Annotated in this window: 14 protein-coding genes; 11 read left to right on the forward strand and 3 right to left on the reverse strand. The window is 70.3% G+C overall.

Going from position 1 to position 15,909, the window contains the following annotated elements; all coding sequences use genetic code 11:
- Nucleotides 1-151: 151 nt before the first annotated feature.
- The 6 genes from IEY95_RS22440 (at nucleotide 152) to IEY95_RS22465 (ending at nucleotide 6,895) form a co-directional block, all read left to right on the forward strand.
- Nucleotides 152-1,240: a quaternary amine ABC transporter ATP-binding protein gene (locus IEY95_RS22440; RefSeq protein ID WP_189187893.1), complete on the forward strand. Its 1,089-nt coding sequence runs from the start codon at nucleotides 152-154 to the stop codon at nucleotides 1,238-1,240.
- Nucleotides 1,233-3,848 (forward strand): ABC transporter permease/substrate binding protein, encoded by a 2,616-nt coding sequence (locus IEY95_RS22445; RefSeq protein WP_189187894.1) that lies wholly within the window; start codon nucleotides 1,233-1,235, stop codon nucleotides 3,846-3,848. Before IEY95_RS22440 ends, IEY95_RS22445 begins: the two co-directional genes overlap by 8 nt.
- A gap of 44 nt (nucleotides 3,849-3,892) precedes the next feature.
- Nucleotides 3,893-4,468 (forward strand): hypothetical protein, encoded by a 576-nt coding sequence (locus IEY95_RS22450; RefSeq protein WP_189187895.1) that lies wholly within the window; start codon nucleotides 3,893-3,895, stop codon nucleotides 4,466-4,468.
- A gap of 178 nt (nucleotides 4,469-4,646) precedes the next feature.
- Nucleotides 4,647-5,225 carry a helix-turn-helix domain-containing protein gene (locus tag IEY95_RS22455; RefSeq protein ID WP_189187896.1) on the forward strand — a complete coding sequence of 193 codons (579 nt, stop codon included), beginning with the start codon at nucleotides 4,647-4,649 and terminating at the stop codon, nucleotides 5,223-5,225.
- Between the two features lie 141 nt (nucleotides 5,226-5,366).
- The gene (locus IEY95_RS22460; RefSeq protein WP_189187897.1) at nucleotides 5,367-6,164 is read left to right on the forward strand and encodes a class I SAM-dependent methyltransferase; all 798 of its coding nucleotides are present in this window, start codon (nucleotides 5,367-5,369) and stop codon (nucleotides 6,162-6,164) included.
- Nucleotides 6,161-6,895: a helical backbone metal receptor gene (locus tag IEY95_RS22465; protein ID WP_189187898.1), complete on the forward strand. Its 735-nt coding sequence runs from the start codon at nucleotides 6,161-6,163 to the stop codon at nucleotides 6,893-6,895. The genes IEY95_RS22460 and IEY95_RS22465 overlap by 4 nt, the downstream gene beginning before the upstream one ends.
- Here IEY95_RS22465 and IEY95_RS22470 read toward each other — a convergent pair.
- Nucleotides 6,864-7,979, reverse strand: a complete 1,116-nt coding sequence (locus IEY95_RS22470) for a TDT family transporter (RefSeq protein WP_189187899.1) — start codon at nucleotides 7,977-7,979, stop codon at nucleotides 6,864-6,866. The genes IEY95_RS22465 and IEY95_RS22470 overlap by 32 nt on opposite strands.
- A gap of 247 nt (nucleotides 7,980-8,226) precedes the next feature.
- Here IEY95_RS22470 and IEY95_RS22475 point away from each other — a divergent pair, with 247 nt between their 5' ends.
- The gene (locus tag IEY95_RS22475) at nucleotides 8,227-9,123 is read left to right on the forward strand and encodes a LysR family transcriptional regulator (protein WP_189187900.1); all 897 of its coding nucleotides are present in this window, start codon (nucleotides 8,227-8,229) and stop codon (nucleotides 9,121-9,123) included.
- A 186-nt stretch (nucleotides 9,124-9,309) separates the two neighbouring features.
- Here the strand turns inward: IEY95_RS22475 and IEY95_RS22480 are convergent, their stop codons facing one another.
- Nucleotides 9,310-9,990, reverse strand: a complete 681-nt coding sequence (locus tag IEY95_RS22480; protein ID WP_229703237.1) for a gamma-glutamyl-gamma-aminobutyrate hydrolase family protein — start codon at nucleotides 9,988-9,990, stop codon at nucleotides 9,310-9,312.
- Nucleotides 9,991-10,092: 102 nt separating this feature from the next.
- Nucleotides 10,093-10,830 carry a FadR/GntR family transcriptional regulator gene (locus tag IEY95_RS22485; RefSeq protein WP_189187901.1) on the reverse strand — a complete coding sequence of 246 codons (738 nt, stop codon included), beginning with the start codon at nucleotides 10,828-10,830 and terminating at the stop codon, nucleotides 10,093-10,095.
- A 77-nt stretch (nucleotides 10,831-10,907) separates the two neighbouring features.
- Here IEY95_RS22485 and IEY95_RS22490 point away from each other — a divergent pair, with 77 nt between their 5' ends.
- The 4 genes from IEY95_RS22490 to IEY95_RS22505 all read left to right on the forward strand — a co-directional run bounded on the left by IEY95_RS22490 (nucleotide 10,908) and on the right by IEY95_RS22505 (nucleotide 15,834).
- Nucleotides 10,908-12,278, forward strand: coding sequence for a glutamine synthetase family protein (locus IEY95_RS22490; RefSeq protein ID WP_189187902.1), 1,371 nt, complete (start codon nucleotides 10,908-10,910; stop codon nucleotides 12,276-12,278).
- Nucleotides 12,279-12,367: 89 nt separating this feature from the next.
- Entirely contained in the window at nucleotides 12,368-13,768 is a 1,401-nt protein-coding gene (locus tag IEY95_RS22495; protein ID WP_189188142.1) for an aldehyde dehydrogenase family protein, read from the forward strand.
- Nucleotides 13,765-14,556: a 3-oxoacyl-ACP reductase gene (locus tag IEY95_RS22500; RefSeq protein WP_189187903.1), complete on the forward strand. Its 792-nt coding sequence runs from the start codon at nucleotides 13,765-13,767 to the stop codon at nucleotides 14,554-14,556. Before IEY95_RS22495 ends, IEY95_RS22500 begins: the two co-directional genes overlap by 4 nt.
- A gap of 27 nt (nucleotides 14,557-14,583) precedes the next feature.
- Entirely contained in the window at nucleotides 14,584-15,834 is a 1,251-nt protein-coding gene (locus IEY95_RS22505; protein WP_189187904.1) for an HAD family hydrolase, read from the forward strand.
- The last annotated feature ends 75 nt before the right edge of the window (nucleotides 15,835-15,909 follow it).

The following is a 15,909-nucleotide window of genomic DNA, read 5'->3' on the forward strand; positions in this document are numbered from 1 at the left end:
TACGCCACCGACCGCGACTTACGCCACTGACAGTGACCTGAACCACTCCTGTGTTTGCTCCGCGTAAGCGGGGGCAGGCGCGGCACCGGGGCGAACCCCGTTGTTCATTCAACCGTTCGCCTCGGTCCAAGCGTACGAACGAGAGGCACACGTGTCAGCCAGGCTAGAGGCCGAGCATCTGTACAAGGTGTTCGGGAGACGACCGGAACAGGCGGTGGAGCGGCTCCGGCAGGGAGCCGACCGTGAGGAACTGCGCGCCGACGGCACCACCGCCGCGGTGATCGAAGCCTCCTTCACGGTGGAGCCGGGCCAGATCTTCGTCGTCATGGGCCTGTCCGGATCCGGCAAGTCCACGTTGCTGCGGATGCTCAACGGACTTCTGGAGCCGACCGCCGGGCAGGTGCGCTTCGACGGCCAGGACCTGACCGCGCTCAGCGCCCGTGAGCTGCGCGAGGTCCGCTCGAAGAAGATCAGCATGGTCTTCCAGCACTTCGCGCTCTTCCCGCACCGCAGCGTCCTCGAGAACGCGGCGTACGGCCTGGAGGTCCAGGGCGTGCCGAGCGCCGAGCGCAAGGAACGCGCCACCAAGGCTCTCGAACTGGCCGGGCTCGCGGGCTGGGAGAAGTCCTGGCCCGACGAACTGTCCGGCGGTATGCAGCAGCGCGTGGGCCTGGCCCGCGCGCTCGCCACCGACGCCGATCTGCTGCTGATGGACGAGTCCTTCAGCGCGCTCGACCCGCTGATCCGCCGCGACATGCAGGACCAGCTGATCGAGCTTCAGAAGAAGCTCAAGAAGACCATCGTCTTCATCACGCACGACCTCAACGAGGCGATGCGCCTGGGCGACCGGATCGCCGTCATGCGAGACGGCCGTATCGTGCAGATCGGCAGCGCCGAGGACATCCTGGTCCGCCCGGCCGACGACTACGTTGCCTCCTTCACCCAGGACGTCGACCGCTCCCGCGTACTGACCGCCGGCGCCGTCATGGACACGGACGTACACGGCGACGAGGCGGACTGCGCCTGCCAGACGGCCACGCCCGACACCTCCTTCGTGGACCTCTGCGCCCTCAGCGCCCGCCTGTCGCACCCGATTGCTGTGCTCGACAAGACCCGAAAGCTCGTCGGAGTCGTCCCGCGGCAGCGGCTCGTCGGCTTCCTAGGAGACGAGCAGGGCACGCCCGAACGCTGTGCCAGCCCGCGTGACCAGCGCGACGAGGCGGTGAAGGCCGGTGCCTAGGATCCCCTTCGGCGACTGGGTCAACGACACGGTCGACTGGCTGCTGCACCACATGGCGTGGCTCTTCGACTTCTTCAAGACCGTCTTCCAGGGCACCTACGAGGGTATCGACGCCGTCCTCCAGGCCCCTGAACCGCTCCTTCTCGCGGGCATCTTCGCGGTGATCGCGTTCTGGCTGCGCGGCACCTCCGCCGGTGTCCTCGCCTTCGTGGGATTCGCCTTCATCGACTCCCTCGAACTGTGGGAGGACGCGATGGTGACCCTCTCGCTCGTCCTGGTGGCGACGATCATCGCGCTCGTCGTCTCCGTGCCCGTGGGCATCTGGGCCGCGCGCTCCGACCGGGTCAGCGGCATCGTCCGGCCCGTGCTCGACTTCATGCAGACGCTGCCCGCGATGATCTACCTCATCCCGGCCATCCTGTTCTTCGGCACCGGCGCCCCCGCGGGCATCGTCGCCACCCTGATCTTCGCGCTGGCCCCCGGCGTCCGCATGACCGAGCTCGGCATCCGCCAGGTCGACAAGGAACTCGTCGAGGCCGCCGACGCTTTCGGCACCACACCCCGCAACACCCTGCTGCGCATCCAGCTCCCGCTGGCCCTGCCCACTGTCATGGCCGGCGTCAACCAGGTCATCATGCTGGGCCTGTCCATGGCCGCCATCGCGGGCATGGTCGGCACCGGAGGCCTCGGCGGCGACGTCAACGAGGCCATCGGCCAGCTGAACGTCGGCCTCGGCTCCGAGGCGGGCGTCGCCATCGTGATCCTGGCCATCTATCTGGACCGCATGACCAGCGCCCTGGGCACCCAGGTCTCCCCGCTCGGCCGCCGCGCGGCCGCCAAGCTGCGCGCCGCGCAGGGCCTGAGGATCTGGTCCTACCGCCCCCAGCCCGTCGTGGCCATGGTCGGCGTGGTGGTGCTCGCCCTGGTCGCCGGCGGGATGGGCATCTTCGGTTCCGCCACCGGGGAGTCCACCGCGGCCGACGGCGAGAACGTCGGCCAGGGCAAGAAGGTCACCATCGGCTACATCCCGTGGGACGAGGGCGTCGCCTCCACCTTCCTGTGGAAGGAGATCCTGGAGCAGCGCGGCTTCCAGGTCGACACCAAGCAGTACGACGCGGGTCCGCTCTACACCTCCCTCGCCCAGGGCGACATCGACTTCGAGACGGACTCCTGGCTGCCGACCACGCATGAGCAGTACTGGAAGAAGTACGGCAAGCAGCTCGACGACCTGGGCTCCTGGTACGGCCCGACGTCCCTGGAGCTGACCGTCCCCTCGTACATGAAGGACGTCAACTCCCTGGAGGACCTCAAGGGCAAGTCCGGCACCTTCGGCGGCAAGATCACCGGCATCGAGTCCAGCGCCGGAATGATGAGCCTGCTCAAGAGCAAGGTCCTGGGGGAGTACGGCCTCGACAAGGAGTACAAGGTCGTCGACAGCTCCACGCCCGCCATGCTGGCCGAGCTGAAGCGCGCGTACGCCCAGCAGGAGCCGATCGTCGTCACCCTCTGGTCGCCGCACTGGGCGTACAGCGACTACAAGCTGAAGAAGCTCAAGGACCCGAAGGGCGCCTGGGGCAAGGGCGACGGAGTGCACACCCTCTCCCGCAAGGGCTTCGCCCAGGACAACCCGGTCGTCGGGAAGTGGCTCAAGGACTTCCGGATGACCGAGAAGCAACTCACCGGCCTGGAAGCCGAGATCAACCAGGCCGGGAAGGGCAAGCAGCAGGACGCCGTGCGCGCCTGGCTGAAGAACAACCCGGGCGTCGTCGACAAGCTGGCCCCGGTCAAGAGCTCCGCGGCCACCTCCCCGGCCGAGGCGAAGCGCGCGCTGGACGTCGCCTGGTTCCCCTGGGACGAGGACGTCGCCGTCACCTATCTGTGGAAGAACGTCCTGGCCCGGCGCGGCTACACGCTGAACCTCAAGCAGATGGACGTCGGCCCCGTCTACACGGGTCTGGCCTCGGGCGACCTCGACCTCAACTTCGACGCGTGGCTGCCCTACGCCCAGGCGAACTACTGGGATCAGCACAAGAACGACCTGAGAGATCTCGGCACTTGGTACCGGCCGACCTCCCTGGAGATCGCGGTGCCCTCGTATGTGAAGGACGTCAAGTCCCTCGCCGACCTCAAGGGCAAGGCCGGCACCTTCGGCGGGAAGATCATCGGCATCGAACCGGGCACAGGCGAGATGAACCTCCTCAAGACGAAGGTGCTTCCGGGCTACGGCCTGGACAAGGAGTACAAGGTCGTCGACGGCTCCACGCCCGCGATGCTGGCCGAGCTGAAGCGCGCCTACGCCAAGAAGCAGCCGGTCGCCGTCGTCCTGTGGTCCCCGCACTGGGCCTACAGCGAGTACAAGCTCACCAAGCTCGCGGACGACAAGAAGCTGTTCGGTGAGGGCAACACGATCCGCACCATCTCCAGCGCGAAGTTCCCCGGCCGGTATCCGCAGCTGACCAAGTGGATCAAGAACTTCAGGATGAGCGAGGCCGAACTCGGCAGCCTGGAGAGCGAGATCAAGCAGCGCGGCCAGGGGCACGAGGAGGACGCCGTCGCCGCGTGGCTGAAGGAGCACCCGGACATGGTGGAGCGGATGACTCCGCAGTAGTACGCCGGCAGGTCCCGAGGGGTGGGTATCGCCGCACGGTTCGCGTGCGGCGATACCCACCCCTCACGGCGTCCCCAGGGCCCGCGAGGATTCCGTACGTCCACCACACGCGCCTCGGCGACGGCCGTTTCCACGCGGCCCTCGCCACCTCCGCCGACCTGCGCGCCCGGACCCGCCCCGCAGGTCCGCCGGCCGCCGCCTCCGAGGCCGCGGCCGAGACCACCGCGCCGGCCGACTTCGGCGCGGGCACCGGCCGGCCCGCACTCGTGCCCGACGACACCGGTGGCTACGTACTGGCGTACGAGAAGGATCCGGACAACCACATCGCCGTACGCGGCTACGCCGATCTCGACGCCCTCCTGTCCGGCGACGCCGCCCATGGGTGCGACGCCCCGCGCACCCTCTCGCGCTGTGCCGAGGGCACGCCGGACATCACCTCCGTGCACGACGGCACGGTCGAACTCACCGGCCACTACCGGGCCGAGTGCGACATGCACCGCCAACTCCGCGCCATGCTGGGGGACTTCACGACCGACGCCGCTCACCGATCCGGACGGGCATCCGGCCCTGCTGGTCAGCCTTTTCGTGCCGCGGGAGGGGGCGGCGCCCGGGGAGTCTGAGCGGCTCGTGCAGTGGCGAGAACTGTGACCCTCGCGCTCCTTCGATGTGTCAGCGATGTGACGGGTGCATGAAACGGTTTGCCGAACATGCGTAGGGTGCAAACAACTCATCAGAAGTAGTGGACCGAAGAAGCCGAAGATTCAGCGGACCGACGACGCAAGGGAGGGAGCCGGAGCGATGGGCGACCACAAAGAACAGCCCCTTCGGGTGGGCGCGGCCGTCCGGCGGCGGCGCCGGGCACTGGAGCTCACCCTTGCCGTCGTGGCCGAGCGCAGCGGCCTGTCGGTCCCCTTTCTCAGCCAGGTCGAGAACGAGCGGGCCCGGCCCAGCAAGAGCTCCCTGGAGAGAGTCGCCGACGCACTCGGTACCACCGCCGGCGAGCTGCTTGCCGCCGCCGACCCGGCGTGCAGCGTCGACGTGGTGCGCGCGGACGGCGCGGATTTCACGCCCGAGGCTCGGGTGCGCCCCCTGGTGCGTGGTCACCACCAGTTGCACGCCACCGAGTTCACCGGTGACCACGAAGAGGGACGCGAACTCCAGCACCGCAACGACAAGTTGATGTACGTCGCCGACGGTGCCGTCGAGGTCGAGGCGGAGGGCTGCGCCCATCGCCTCGGACGCGGCGACACGCTGTATCTGACGGGCGGTGTGCGCCATCGGTGGCGGGCGACCGTGGCGGACACCCGGGTGATCGTCGTCGAGGTCGCCGACCACATCGACGCGGTGGAGGACCGGCACGGGTTCGGCAAGCGCTGACCCCTCCACGGAGGGCCGGTACGTCCAAGAGCCGGTACACCCTCGGGGGTACCGAGCCGTCCGTTGAGGCCAGTACACCTTTGGGTGGCGCTGCCCCGTCCACGGCGGATTCGTGCCGGGCGGCACTGCGATACTGACGCCATGTCCGGCATCTCCGGTTACGCCTTCGACAACACCTCCGAGCACGCCGGCGGGCGCTTCGACGCCCTGGAGAGCTGCTACGACCCGGTGTCCTTCGCCCGCCTCGCCGACCTGGGCGTCGGCCCCGGGATGCGCTGTCTGGAGCTGGGCGGAGGCGGCGGCTCGGTCGCCGTCTGGCTCGCCGACCGGGTCGGCCCGACGGGTTCCGTCCTCGTCACCGACATCGAACCGCGCTGGATGGACGGCCTGCCCGGGCGCGCCAACCTGCGTGTCATACGGCACGACATCGGCGCGGAAGAGCTGCCGGAGGGCGGCTTCGACCTGATCCACGCCCGGCTCGTGCTGCTGCACGTGTCCGAACGCAATGCGGCCCTGGACCGCCTGGTGCGGGCGCTGCGCCCCGGCGGTCTGCTGGTCCTGGACGAGTTCGACTGCGGCTGGATCCCGGTGCTCGCGTCCCCCTCGCCCGGGTCGGCCGAACTGTTCGAGAAGACGCACGAGGCGGTGATGGGCATCATTACGGCGGCCGGCGCCGACATGCGCTGGGGCGCGCACGCGTATGCGGCGCTGCGCCGGGCCGGTCTGACCGACGTGGCGTCCGCCACGTACGCGGAATCCTGGCGCGGCGGCTCGCCGGGCGCCCGGTTGCATCAGATCAACATCCGCCAGCTCGGCGGCCGACTCGTCGAGGAGGGCCTGACGGAGGAGCAGCTCGAGCAATGTCTGCGCCTCCTGGACGACCCCGGCTTCGCCGTCAACTCGTATCCATTGATCACGACTTGGGGCGTGCGGCCATGACGCGTTCCCTGCCTCGCGTGGTGTCGCTCGTACCCTCGCTCACGGAGGCGGTGGCCGTCTCCGTACCCGGTGCCCTGGTCGGCGCGACGGACTGGTGCAGCCATCCCGCGGATCTCGAAGTCGTACGGATCGGGGGCACCAAGAATCCCCAGGTCGACAGGATCGTGCGGCTCGCCCCCGACCTGGTCGTCGCCAACGAGGAGGAGAACCGCGAGCCCGATCTGACCGCCTTGCGTCAGGCGGGCATCGACGTACTGGTCACCGAGGTGCGGGATGTGCCGAGTGCCTTCCGGGAACTGGAGCGGGTACTGGGCGCGTGCGGGGCGGCGAAGCGGCCGCGCTGGCTCGACGAGGCGGAGACGGCGTGGGCCGAGCTGCCCGCTCCCGACCTCCGTACGACCGCGATCGTGCCGATCTGGCGGCGGCCCTGGATGGTCCTCGGCCGGGACACCTTCGCCGGGGACGTGCTGGCCCGGCTGGGCGTGGACAACGTGTACGCGCGTCACGAGGACCGCTACCCCCGCATCCCGCTCCCCGAGCTCAGGGCGGCGGACCCGGACCTGGTGGTGCTGCCCGACGAGCCGTACCGCTTCACCGCCGACGACGGCCCCGAGGCCTTCGAGGGCGTGCCCTGCGCTTTGGTCGACGGTCGCCAACTGACCTGGTACGGGCCCTCGTTGGCGCAGGCACCCCGTCTGCTCAGCGAGGCGCTGCGAGCAGCTCGCCGCTGACCAGACCGCGGGCCGTGCGGACGCCGGCCACGGACCAGGCGGCCACGAGCAGTACGTACAGGGCGACCGCGAGCACCTCGAAGGCGACGAGCCCCGTGTGCCGGGCCAGCGCCTCGGCGCCGGTCACACAGGTCCCGACCGGGAAAGTGAACGCCCACCAGGTCATCGCGAAGCCCATGCCCCGGCGGCGGGCCCGCAGCACCATCGCTGCCGCCAGTCCCAGCCACAGCAGCGCGAAGCCCATCACGGGGACGCCGTAGAGGACGGCGAGGGTGCCGAAGCCCTGCTCGTAGGGTGCGGGCACCACGCCGGGTGCGAAGTCCGCGAACTTGCCGACGGCGGTGGTCGACTGGCCCAGCGGGCCGAGCACGAGGAACAGGGCCGGGGTGAGCGCGAGCGGCAGCGGACCCGTGGTGATGAGCCGCGCGAGGATCATCGGCATCATCACCATGACGGCGAGCAGGCTCAGCCCGAACATCGCGACACAGGCGAACAACAGGGTCTCCCGCGGCTGCCCGGCGGGGAGATGGGGGACGAGCGGGGGGCCGAGGGCCGCCGAGACCATGGGGGCGACGAGGGGGAGCAGCCATACGGGGCTGGCCTGGCCGGGCTCGATGCGGTGGCGGACGACCATGAGGTACGGAACGGCCACGGCGGCGACGAGCCCGATCGCGGTTCCGGCGCTGAACAGGACGAAGTCCAGGGCGACCGCCGTTCGTGTCCCGATCCAGTCCTGGCCGACGACCAGGGCGCCGCCGCCGACGGCCAGCAGTGCCATCGAGAGGCAGCCGTAGAAGGGGGCCACGGCCGGATCGAGGAGGTGTGCGCGGGCCTGGTCGCGGTGGTACGCCCAGTGCAGGGCGCGGGCGGCAAGCAGGGCCAGGAGGATCGTCAGCGAGAGCGCCCATACGGCCGTGCAGGCGGTTCGCAGACCCGGCACGTGCCCGGGAAGTCCGGCGCCCGCTGTCGCCACGATCGCGGTGCCCATCACTGAGGCGTACCAGTTCGGACCGAGGTGCCGGACGGCGGCGGCGCGGGAGGTACCCGCCTTGCGGAGGGTGAAGGGCTGGGCTGCGGTGACCATGCGTCCACGGTCGCGCGATGATGCGGTGCCCACCAGGGAGCATGGTTCTATGAGGACATAAGCTGGGTTTATGGGTAAGGCGGAAGAGGCGGCACGGGCGACAGGGAAAGGGCCGACCGGAACAGGGGTGGTCGGGACAGGACCTGCCGGGACAGGACCTGCCGGGACAGGACCTGCCGGGACTGAGCCGGTCGGTACGGGACCGGTCGGAACGGGGCCGGTCGGGAGCAGGGGCGAGGAGCCGGCCGTGATCGGGATCGCGCACCGGGTGCCGGATCTGGGCGCGCTGGAGCTGTTGCTGGCCGTGGCACGCCTCGGGAGTCTGGGGCGAGCCGCACGCGAACTGGGGATCACTCAGCCGGCGGCCAGCAGCCGTATCCGCTCCATGGAGCGGCAGCTCGGGGTGGCGCTCGTCGACCGCTCACCGCGCGGGTCCCGGCTCACCGACGCGGGGGCGCTCGTCACGGACTGGGCGCGGCGGGTGGTGGAGGCGGCCGAGGCATTCGACGCCGGGGCGCAGGCGCTGCGGGACCGTCGGGACTCGCGGCTCCGGGTGGCGGCGAGCATGACGATCGCGGAGTATCTGCTCCCTGGCTGGCTGATCGCGCTGCGCGCGCAGCGGCCCGACACGGCGGTGTCGCTCCTCGCCGGGAACTCCGCCGCCGTCGCGGAGCGTCTTCTCGCCGGCGAGGCGGATCTCGGCTTCGTCGAGGGCCTCTCGGTTCCGGCGGGCCTGGACTCGGCGACCATCGCCCACGACCGGCTGATCGTCGTGACGGCGCCCGGGCACCCGTGGGCGCGTCGCCGCTCGCCCCTGTCCGCCGCGGAGCTCGCGGCTACGCGGCTCATCCTTCGCGAGGAGGGGTCGGGCACGCGTCAAGTCCTCGACACGGCGCTCGGCGGTCTCGCCCGCCCGCTCATCGAGCTCTCCTCGACCACGGCGGTCAAGGCGTCGGCGGTCAGCGGTGCCGGACCCGCCGTCCTCAGCGAGCTGGCCCTCGGCGAGGAGCTCTCCGCCCATCGCCTGGTGACCATCCCGCTGGCCGACGTCCAACTCGACCGCGCCCTGCGGGCGGTCTGGCCGACGGGGCATCGACCCACCGGCCCGGCCCGCGACCTGCTGTCGCTGACACGCGGGGTGTAGTGGCCGGGTGGGGTTTCTTCGCCCCCTCCGCCCCTGCCCGTCCCGTACCAGGCCCTCGGCTGCGGGCCGGTGGGGGTTGTTCGCGCAGTTCCCCGCGCCCCTCCAGGGACGCAGCCCCCAGGTACGGGAACGGGCAGGGGCGCAGGGGGCGGAACAACCCCCTGCCCCGCACCCACGTCCGGTGGCTCAGGAAGCGGCACGCACCAGTGCGCGCATGACCCGCAGATCCTCGCCCATCTCCGGGTGCCACTGAACCCCCAGCACCCAGGCGGAGCCGGGAAGTTCGATCGCCTCCACGGTCCCGTCCACCGCGTGCGCCGAGGCAAGCAGCCCCTCGCCGAGGCGATCCACCGCCTGATGGTGGTACGTGGGCACGGCGCAGGATTCCGGCACGACACCGGCGTAGAGAGTGCCCGGTACGGGTGACACCTCGTGGTGCCCGAAGCACCCGACGTCCTTCACATGTCCCTCGATGTGCTGAACGAGCGTGCCGCCCAGGGCGACGTTCAGGAGCTGCATACCCCGGCAGATGCCGAGCAGCGGCGTGCCGGAGGCCAACGCGGCGTGGATCAGGGCGAGTTCCCAGGCGTCGCGCTCGGGCGCGGGCGCCCCCGTACGCGGGGAGCGCTCGGCGTCGTAGCGAGCGGGGTCGACGTCCGGGCCGCCGGCGACGACCACCCCGTCGAGGCGGGCGACGGTCGCGGCCGCGTGCGCCGGATCGTCCGGCGGCAGCATCGCGGCGAGTCCGCCCGCCCGCTGCACGAGCCTCGGGTAACCGGCCGGAAGCAGCGCCGCCTCCAGCTCCCACACGCCCCAACGCGCCCGGGACTCCAGATACGTACTCACACCGATCAGCGGGCCGCCCACGCTGCTCTCCCTCGGATCAACCAGGTCTACCGGGCCTAATGGAACACACTCATACCTTTGCGGTGCGGACGCGGAAGGAGCAACCCCACGCGTCACATCGGCTCACGTCAGGAACCCCCGCAGCAGCGCTGCCGTCCCGGCGCAGTGCTCGCGCATCATCTCCCGCGCACCGTCCGCGTCCCCGTCGAGCACCGCCTCCACCAGTGCGGTGTGCTGGCGCTGGGAATGCTCCAGGTTTCGTACCAAAAGGGGGATGCAGTCGAGGAGGTCATTGACGGAGGCACGGACGGCCGCGTACTGGGCCGTCAGCGACGGGGAGCCGCACAGTTCCGCGAGGGTGAGGTGGAGCATCGTGTCCAGGCGCCGGTAGTCGCCCAGTGGCGCGTCGTGCGTGCGGGCGAGCGCCTCGCGCAGGCGGTCCGCCTGTTCGTCGTCGAGCCCGTGCGTGGCGCACAGCCCTGCCGCGCCCACCTCCAGCACCTCACGGAAGCGCAGGACATCCTCGACGTCGACCTCGGCGATCCGGCGCCGCAGCTCGTGCTCGCCGGGCGCGTCACTCCTCGGCAACACGAACGTTCCGCCGTACCGGCCACGCCGGGACTCGACCAGGCCCTGGTCCTGGAGGACCTTCAACACCTCGCGCAGCGTCACCCGGCTGATCCCCAGCCGCTCCGCCAACTCCCGCTCGGCGGGCAGCCGTTCGCCGCCGGGCACCAGGCCGAGCCGGACGACCTGGAGGATCTGCTCCAGCGCCTCCTCGAAACCGTTGCCCGCCCGCACCGGCCGCAGCACCGGCGTCAGCCGGTCGTCCACTGTGCCGTCGGGTTCCGTCTGCGTCATCCGGTCGTGCCCCCTTCCCAAGCAATGGTTCTCGGCAATACCTTATGGCTCTCGGCTGACCCAAGGAGGCTTTTCCGGTGGCAGACCGCACACCCCCGCTCGCCGTCGAGGAGCTGCACGCCCTCGTCGCGGGCGGTGAGATCGACACCGTCGTCCTGGCCTTCCCCGATATGCAGGGGCGGCTCCAGGGAAAGCGGTTCGCCGCGCGCTTCTTCCTCGACGAGGTCCTGGAGCACGGCACGGAGGGCTGCAACTACCTCCTGGCCGTCGACACCGAGATGAACACGGTCGACGGGTACGACATGTCCTCCTGGGACCGGGGATACGGCGACTTTGCCATGCACCCCGATCTCAGCACCCTACGGCGCGTCCCCTGGAACGAGGGCACCGCCCTGCTCATCGCCGACCTCGCCTGGAACGACGGCTCCCCGGTCGTGGCCGCACCCCGCCAGATCCTGCGCCGCCAGCTCGACCGCCTTGCCGCGCTCGGCTACACCGCACAGGTCGGCACCGAGCTCGAATTCATCGTCTTCAAGGACACCTACGAGCAGGCCTGGGACGCGCATTACAAGGGCCTGACGCCAGCCAATCAGTACAACATCGACTACTCGGTCCTCGGCACCGGACGCATCGAGCCCCTCCTGCGCCGCATCCGCAACGAAATGCAGGCCGCCGGGCTGACCGTCGAGTCCGCCAAGGGTGAGTGCAATCCCGGCCAGCACGAGATCGCGTTCAAGTACGACGAGGCCCTGGTCACCTGTGACCAGCACGCCATCTACAAGACCGGCGCCAAGGAGATCGCCTCCCAGGAGGGCGTCTCGCTCACTTTCATGGCGAAGTACAACGAGCGCGAGGGCAACTCCTGCCACATCCACCTCTCACTCGCGGACGCCGACGGCACGAACGTCATGGCGGGCTCCTCCCGCGACCCGGGTGGCATGTCGGAGGTCATGCGCCACTTCCTCGCCGGGCAGCTCGCCGCGCTCCGCGACTTCTCGCTCCTCTACGCGCCCAACATCAACTCGTACAAGCGCTTCCAGCCCGGCTCCTTCGCGCCGACCGCCGTCGCCTGGGGATACGACAACCGCACCTGCTCCCTCCGCGTCGTCGGCCACGGCCGCTCGATGCGCTTCGAGAACCGGCTCCCCGGTGGCGACGTCAACCCACACCTGGCCGTCGCCGGACTCGTCGCGGCCGGCCTGTACGGCATCGAGCAGAAGCTGGAACTGCCGGAGCCGTGCGCGGGCAACGCGTACACCGCCGATTACGCGCACGTGCCCACCACCCTGCGGGAGGCCGCCGAACTCTGGGAGAACAGTCCCATCGCCAAGGCCGCCTTCGGTGACGAGGTGGTCGCGCACTACCGCAACCTGGCGCGCGTCGAGCTGGAAGCCTTCGACGCCGCGGTGACCGACTGGGAGCTGCGCCGCTCCTTCGAACGCATGTGAGGCCCTTCTTGTCCGCGCAGTCACAGCAGTCACAGCAGTCACAACAGTCACAGCAGTCACAGCAGTCACAGCAGTCACAGCAGTCCGAGCTGTCCGAGCAGTCCGATCAGTACGTCGCACCGTATGAGCTCCAGGTACTCAATCCCGCGACCGAAGAGGTCATGGCCACTGTCCCGGGAGCCACCCCGGAAGACGTCGACACCGCCGTCGTACGGGCCGCGAAGGCGCAGTCCCGGTGGGCCGCCCTCGCGCCGGGCGAGCGCGCCCGGCTGCTGCGCCGCTTCGCCGTCGTCGTGGACGAACACCTCGAAGAGCTGGCCCGGCTGGAGGTCCGCGAGGCCGGCCACACCCTCGGCAACGCTCGCTGGGAGGCGGGCAACGTCCGTGATCTGCTCGACTACGCCGCCGGGGGAGTGGAGCGGCTGACTGGCCGTCAGATCCCGGTGCCGGGAGGTCTCGACGTCACGATCCTCGAACCGCTCGGCGTCGTGGGGATCATCGCGCCCTGGAACTTCCCGATGCCGATCGCGGCGTGGGGCACGGCACCGGCACTCGCGGCCGGCAACGCGGTGATCCTCAAGCCCGCCGAGGCCACACCCCTGACGGCTCTGCGTCTGGCCGAACTCGCCCTGGAGGCGGGCCTGCCCGAGCACCTGTTCCAGGTGCTGCCGGGCGCGGGACCCGTCGCCGGCAACGCCCTCGTCGAGCACCCGGGCGTGGCCAAGATCGTCTTCACCGGGTCCACGACCGTGGGCAAACAGGTGTTGGCGAAGGGGTCGGCCCTCCTCAAGCGGGTCACCCTCGAACTCGGTGGCAAGAGCCCCAACATCGTCTTCGCCGACGCCGACATCGAGGCCGCCGCGGCCGCCGCCCCCATGTCCTTCCTCGACAACTCCGGCCAGGACTGCTGCGCCCGCACCCGTATCCTCGTCCAGCGCTCCGCCTACGACCGCTTCCTCGAACTCCTCGCCCCGGCCATCGAGTCCGTCCTCGTCGGCGACCCGGCCGACGAGCAGACGCAGATGGGCCCGCTGATCTCCCGGGCGCAGCTGGAGCGCGTACGGTCCTACGTCGCCGCCGACGCGCCCGGTATCCGGGGCAAGGCCCCCGAGAGCCCCGGTTTCTGGTTCCCGCCCACCGTCCTCACCGACGTCGAGCCGCACGCGCGCGTGGCCGTGGAGGAGGTCTTCGGTCCGGTCGCGGTCGTTCTCCCCTTCGAGGACGAGGCGGACGCGATCCGGCTCGCCAACGACACGTCGTACGGCCTCTCCGGCTCCATCTGGACCCGTGACGTCGGCCGGGCGCTGCGGGTGTCGGGTGCCGTCCGTGCCGGGAACCTGTCCGTCAACTCCCACTCCAGCGTCCGCTACTGGACTCCCTTCGGCGGTTTCAAGCAGTCGGGGATCGGCCGCGAACTCGGGCCGGACGCGCTCGCCGCCTTCACCGAAACCAAGAACGTCTTCATCAGCACGGAGGGCCCCGCACAGTGACCGCATCGACTGACGACATCATCTGCCGCCGCCTGGTCGGCCGCACCGCCGTCATCACCGGCGCCGGCAGCGGCATCGGCCTCGCCACCGCGCGCCGGCTCGCCTCCGAGGGCGCCCACGTCGTCTGCGGCGACGTCGACGAGCAGCGCGGCAAGGCGGCCGCCGAGGTGGTCGGCGGGACCTTCGTGAAGGTCGACGTCACCGACCCCGAGCAGGTCGAAGCGCTCTTCAGGACGGCGTACGAGACCTACGGCTCCGTCGACATCGCCTTCAACAACGCGGGCATCTCGCCGCCCGACGACGACTCCATCCTGGAGACGGGCCTGGAGGCCTGGAAGCGCGTCCAGGAGGTGAACCTCACCTCCGTCTATCTGTGCTGCAAGGCCGCGATCCCCTACATGCAACGCCAGGGCAAGGGCTCCATCATCAACACGGCGTCGTTCGTGGCCCGGATGGGCGCGGCGACCTCGCAGATCTCGTACACGGCCTCCAAGGGAGGTGTGCTGGCCATGTCCCGCGAACTGGGTGTGCAGTTCGCCAGGGAGGGCATCCGGGTCAACGCCCTGTGCCCCGGACCGGTCAACACCCCGCTCCTCCAAGAGCTGTTCGCCAAGGACCCGGAGCGGGCCGCGCGGCGGCTCGTGCACATCCCCGTCGGACGGTTCGCCGAGGCCGACGAGATCGCCGCGGCGGTCGCCTTCCTCGCCAGCGACGACTCCTCCTTCGTGAATGCCACCGACTTCCTGGTCGACGGCGGAATCTCGGGCGCGTACGTCACGCCTCTGTAGGTCGCCCGGGTATACGGTCCACATTTCATGCGATACCGACACGTTTTCGCGTGGACCCTGGCCGCGGCCGCCGCCCTGGCGGCCGCGCCACCCGCTGTCTCGTCCCACCGCACGAACTGCCCGCAGCTGGCCGGGAGTTGGTACGGCGACAATCGCGCCCGCCTCCAGCGGGCGATCGACGAGCGGGGCACCTGCGCAGGACACTTCGGTGGTCACCCCGTCGCCGCCTTCGACTGGGACAACACGGTCACCAAGAACGACGTCACCGACGCCACCCTCGCCTACGCCCTGCGGCACGACAAGATCCTGCGCCCGGCGAGCTGGAAGGCCACCAGCGAGTGGCTCACCGACGCGGCGGACACCGCGCTCACCGCCGCCTGCGGCACGGACGTACCCGTGGGCGCGCCGCTGCCGACCGCCACGAACGCCCGCTGCACGGACCAGATCTTCGAGATCCGCGCGGAGGGGAGGACGATGAGCGGCGCCGCCGCCTTCGCCGGAGACTGGAACCACCGGCGCACCGTCCCGCAGTACGCCTGGGTGCCCCAGCTGTTCGCCGGACACACGATCGCCGAGCTGACCTCGTACGCCCGCCGGGCCCGCGCGGAGGCCCTCGCGGCGCCCGTCGGCTCGACGCGGACCCTCGGCACCCACACCGTCCCGGCGTACGTCCGCTACTACGACCAGCAGCGCGAGCTGATCCGTACGCTCCAAAGGGCCGGATTCGACGTCTACATCGTCTCGGCGGGCTCCGAACCCGTCACCGAGGTCTGGTCGCGCGGCGTCGGCATCGACGCGCGGCACACGCTCGCGATCCGCTCCGTCCTCGACCGGCACGGACGCATCACCACCTGGAACCAGGGCTGCGGGGACGTACCGGTGAGCCGGGGCGAGGTCATCCCGTACATCGACGGGAAGCGCTGCTGGATCAACCAGGAGATCTACGGTGTGCGCGGCGCCGCGGCCTGGCAGCGGCAGGACCGGCGCCATCGCCCCGCGATCGCGGCCGGCGACGCCGACACCGACGTCACCTTCGTCGACGACGCCGTCGGCGCGCACGTCGTCCTCAACCGCAACAAGAGCGAACTCATGTGCCGGGCCTACGACGACGCCGACGGCCGCTGGGTGATCAACCCGATGTTCATCGACCCGCTGCCGCGCAAGCGGGATCCCTACCCCTGCTCGACGAGCGCCTACAACGCGCCCGATGGCAACAAGGGGCCCGTGCGCAGGGCGGACGGCTCGGTAGTGCCCGACCAGGAGGACGCCGCCTACTGAGCGCCGTGCAGGGAGCGGCTGAGCACCATCTTCCGGGCACCGTGTACTGATCTTCGGGGCTCGTCCTAGAGTGCC

This window comes from Streptomyces albiflavescens (assembly GCF_014645835.1).
GTDB lineage: Bacteria > Actinomycetota > Actinomycetes > Streptomycetales > Streptomycetaceae > Streptomyces > Streptomyces albiflavescens.